Source organism: Desulfuromonadales bacterium, assembly GCA_035620395.1.
Taxonomy (GTDB): Bacteria; Desulfobacterota; Desulfuromonadia; order Desulfuromonadales; family DASPGW01; genus DASPGW01.
The window spans coordinates 1-4,075 of record DASPGW010000108.1; the positions used below are offsets into that span (position 1 = coordinate 1).

Consider the following 4,075-nt stretch of genomic DNA (forward strand, 5'->3'; position numbering starts at 1 on the left):
GCGCCACGACGCCGAGGAAGCTGCCGTCGCGCACCACCGCCAGTACCCCCGGCAGGCTCCGGACCGCCTCCGTATCGACCTCTTCCAGCCTGGCGCGCGGGCCGGGGGGGCGCACGATGCGCCCGAACACCATCCCGGGCAGGCGCAGGTCCTGCACGTAGCTGGGACTGCCGAATACCTTGGGGGGGATGTCGAGACGGGGTACGGAGGTGCCGACGATGGAGTGCGCGGCGGCGGGTTTGGGTTGAGCCTGGGCGGTGGCGTTGCGGTGCAGCAGGCCGGCCGCCGCGATCTCGCCATAGGTCAGCTGGCGGCCATCGGCGGCGGTGACGGTGCCGGCGGCGACCCGGAGCTGCTCCGCCGGCACGCCGAGCTTGACCGACGCCTGCCCGAGCAGGAGCGCCCGCGCTTCGGCACAGGCATGGCGCAGTGCCATGCCGCCCTCTTCGATCGACCGGCTGCCGGTGGTGTAGCCTTCGTCCGGCGTCACCCCGGTATGGCCGGAGACCATGCGAATGCTCGTCAGCGGCACATCGAGCTCTTCGGCCGCGATCTGCGCCAGGGCGGTCAGAATTCCCTGGCCGAGCTCGACTTTGCCGGTGAAGACGGTCACCTTCCCGTCCGCATCGATGCGCAGCCAGGCATTGAGCGTCGGGGTGGCGGCAAGATCGCCGGGGAGCTCCGCCTCGGCCGGCCAGAGGAGCTCCGGCGCCAGGCTGAAGACGACGACGATGCCGGCCACGCTCTGGCCGAACTGCCGGCGGGTCATTCCCCCGGCGGTCATGGCTTCATCTCCCGGGCGGCGCGCCGGACGGCGCGCAGGATGCCGCCATGCGTGCCGCAGCGGCAGAGATTGCCGGCGAGAGCCTGCCGGATCTGCTCCTCGCTCGGGTCCGGGGTCCGGTCGAGGAGCGCCTTGCTCTGCATGATCATGCCGTTTGCGCAGTAGCCGCACTGCGCCGCCTGCTCCTCGATGAAGGCCCGCTGCAGCGGATGCGGCTTCTCCGCCGAGCCGAGCCCTTCCAGCGTCACGATTTTCCTGCCGGCGGCCTGGCCGGCCGGCACCACGCAGGAGAGGACGGCCGCGCCGTCGATGAGCACCGTGCAGGCGCCGCACTGCCCCAGGCCGCAGCCGAACTTCGGGCCATTCAGGCCGAGGTCGTTGCGCAGCACGTAGAGCAGCGGCGTCGCCGGGTCGATATCCAGCGCATGCTTCCTGCCGTTCACTTCGAGGGAAATCATGGCAGCCTCCATTTGCTCGCCCTGAGTCCACTCTACCGCAAGAAAAGAGAAAAATCCTCCGCCGCAGGCGAAAAAAGAGCCACCTGGCGATGATCGCCCGGTGGCCCCTGGGGCGAGTTCCACCCCGTGACGCTGCATGCATTGCTGGCAGTCCCGGTGCGGGAAGCCCTGGCGAACGGAAATCCGGTGAAGCAACGGCAGAGATGGTCAGTCGGTGCCGTTAAAAGCCGAAGCGAAGGCCAAGCAGAGCACTGTGGCTGAGATAACGGGTCTTGAATTTACTGCCGTCGGCGGCGGTGAATTCCGGCCGGGCGGTGCCGAAGAACCGGTAGCCGAGGTCGAGGCTGAGGGATTGCGTCAAGGGGAAATCGACGCCGACCCCCAGCTGGTAGGCAAAAACCACCTTGTCGTCGTCGGCCAGGGGCTGGCCGAAAACCTTGAGATCGTCGGCCGTGAGGCGGGCGGCGCCGATGCCGGCGCCGAGATAAGGAACCCACCCCCGGAAGCCGCGGTAGACGCCCCAGGTATTGAGCAGCAGGCTCTCCGCCCGCAGGTCGCCGTCCCCGTCGACTTTCCCCTCGAGAAAATCGACCTCCTCCAGGGCGTTGCTGCGCCGGGCGTATTCGAGTTCCAGCCGCCCGTCCCCCAGCAGGCCTTGCGGATCGAGGTCGTAACCGAGGGCGAGGGCCGCCACCTGTCCCGGCTCGAAGTCGAGATTGAAGGTCCCCAGGGCGTCCTGCGCCTCGGCCTCGCTGAGCAGAGTCATGCCGTAAGAGGCCCCGAGGTAAACTCCCTGGTGGGCGCTCCAGGCCGGCCCGCACAGGGCCAGAAGCAGCAGCGGCATGCACATCAGATATTTCAAGCGCTTCATTGTAGTCTCCCTGCCCGCGCGAGCGCGTGGTTCATCACTGATTGACGTTGATAATGCGGGTCTGTGCCGGCTCGGCGCCCAGTTGGGCAGAGAGCGTCGCCGTGCCGAGGTTGACCCCGTAAACCAGTCCCGGATTCCTGCTCGCATTGGGGAAGATGGCGACGTTGGTGTTGTCCAGTGACAAAGTGACATCTTCGGTGACGATCTGGCTGCTGCCGTCGAAGTAGCCGGCGGTGGCGGTGAACTGCAAGCTGCCGCCGATGCCGGTGGTCGGGTTCACCGGGGCGATGCTCAGGTTTTGCAGGGCACGACTGGTCACCGTCAGCGTGGCGTTGTTGGAGATCAGACCGCCGAAGCTTGCCGTGATGAGCGCCGTGCCGGCCTGCTGGCCGCGCAGCCGGCCTTCCTTGAAGTCGCTGGTGTCGACGCTGGCCACCAAGGGTGCCGAACTGGACCAGGCGGCATCCCGCGTCAGGTCCTGGGTCGGGGCGCCGATGAAGCTGCCGGTGACCTGAAACCGGGTCGAGGTACCGACCGCGATATTGCTTGCGATCGGCGTCACCTGCAGGCTGCTGAGGGTCCCGGAGAGGACGCTCAGACTGGTCGAGGCGGTGAGGAGAGTCCCGAATTTGGCCGACAGGGTCACCGTCGGCGGGGTGACCGTCGGAGCCAGGGTGCCGACTACCCCCTCGTTGCCGCCGGTGTTGCCGACTTGGGCAAAGCCGGTTGGCAGGATCTCCCAGGTGACCATTTCGGTAATGTCCCGCTGGGTGCCGTTGCTGAAATTGCCGAGGGCGGTCATCCGCCGGGTCGTACCCACCGCCCCGGCAAGGGTGCTGGTCGGGTGCACCAGGGTCGGATTGAGCGGGCTGATCTGAATGCTGGTCAGATTGCCGCCGGTCACCGTGAGACCGGTCGTGGCTGATACACCGCCGAGCGCGGCGCTGATCGAAACGTTCCCCTGGGCCAGGGCGGTCAGCCGGCCGCTGGTCGCTTCGATCTCCGCCACCGACGGACTGCTGGAGGTCCAGGTCACCTCGCTGCTGACATCCCGGGAGGTGCCGTCGGAGAATGTGCCTCTGGCGATGTACCCGCGTCTGGTCAGGCTCAGTTGCGAGGCGTTGGCCGGTTCGATGGCGATGGACGCCAGGGCCGGAGCGGTGACGGTCATCACCGTCGACTGGGTCACTCCGCCGAAGGCGGCGGAAATCGTCGTCGGCCCCTCGGTGAGGGCGCGGGCCAGCCCCTTGTCTCCAGGCGCATTGCCGATGGTGGCCACGGCCGGAGCGCTGCTCGCCCAGTCGGCGTCAAAAGTCAGATCCTGGCTGGTCGCGTCGGAAAAGGTCCCGACGGCGCTGAACTGGGTGGTCAACCCGCGGGGGGTGCTGGGAAGCAGGGGGGTGATGTCCAGAACGGTGATGACGGCGTCGCTGACCGCCAGCTCGAAGCTGGTGCTGATGCCGTCCAGAGTCGCGGTAATCGTCGTCGTCCCGGGGCTGACGGCGGTGGCGCGTCCTATGGTGCTGATGGTTGCCACGGCGGGATCGCTGCTCGCCCAGAGAACCTCGGCGGTGATATTCCGGGTGAAGAAGCCGGAAAAATTGCCGCTGGCGGTAAACTGGTTCGAGGTCAGATTGGCGATGGCCGGGTTCTGGGAGACGATCTCGATGGACGACAGCGGAATGAAGTCGTTCGGCCGGGTCGGTTGGTCATCCTCTCCACAACCCAGCAGGCCCGGCAGGACCAGCAGAACGACAAGGACAGGCAACAGCAGTTTTGACATCGGGTCCCTCCACATTATGGTCGGCCGGTCGGGAGGAAAAACCGATTCCCGCCGTAAGAAAGTTTAACCCCGTCCTGGGTGATCTCGACCACGCTCAGGCCGTCGCCGCTGCTGCCCCCCTCCCGCAGGTTGAGGCCGTTGATCCGGACCAGCCGGCGCTCGGGTTCCGGGGTAAAAAA

4 protein-coding genes are annotated in these 4,075 nt (G+C 67.0%); all 4 read right to left on the reverse strand.

Annotated elements, in window-relative coordinates:
- Positions 1 to 784 (reverse strand): molybdopterin cofactor-binding domain-containing protein (locus VD811_06060; GenBank protein HXV20535.1); only part of this gene is annotated, 784 nt, incomplete at its 3' end.
- Positions 781 to 1,242, reverse strand: a complete 462-nt coding sequence (locus VD811_06065) for a (2Fe-2S)-binding protein (GenBank protein HXV20536.1) — start codon at positions 1,240 to 1,242, stop codon at positions 781 to 783. The genes VD811_06060 and VD811_06065, both read right to left, overlap by 4 nt.
- 220 nt (positions 1,243 to 1,462) lie before the next feature.
- Positions 1,463 to 2,113, reverse strand: coding sequence for an outer membrane beta-barrel protein (locus VD811_06070; GenBank protein HXV20537.1), 651 nt, complete (start codon positions 2,111 to 2,113; stop codon positions 1,463 to 1,465).
- A gap of 34 nt (positions 2,114 to 2,147) precedes the next feature.
- Positions 2,148 to 3,896 (reverse strand): Ig-like domain-containing protein, encoded by a 1,749-nt coding sequence (locus VD811_06075; protein ID HXV20538.1) that lies wholly within the window; start codon positions 3,894 to 3,896, stop codon positions 2,148 to 2,150.
- Positions 3,897 to 4,075 lie beyond the last annotated feature (179 nt).

Bases quoted from the DNA above. Each gene is read 5' to 3' on its own strand.
- VD811_06070 (HXV20537.1), bottom strand. From the start codon at position 2,113: ATGAAGCGCTTGAAATATCTGATGTGCATGCCGCTGCTGCTTCTGGCC.
- VD811_06065 (HXV20536.1), bottom strand. From the start codon at position 1,242: ATGATTTCCCTCGAAGTGAACGGCAGGAAGCATGCGCTGGATATCGAC.
- VD811_06075 (HXV20538.1), bottom strand. From the start codon at position 3,896: ATGTCAAAACTGCTGTTGCCTGTCCTTGTCGTTCTGCTGGTCCTGCCG.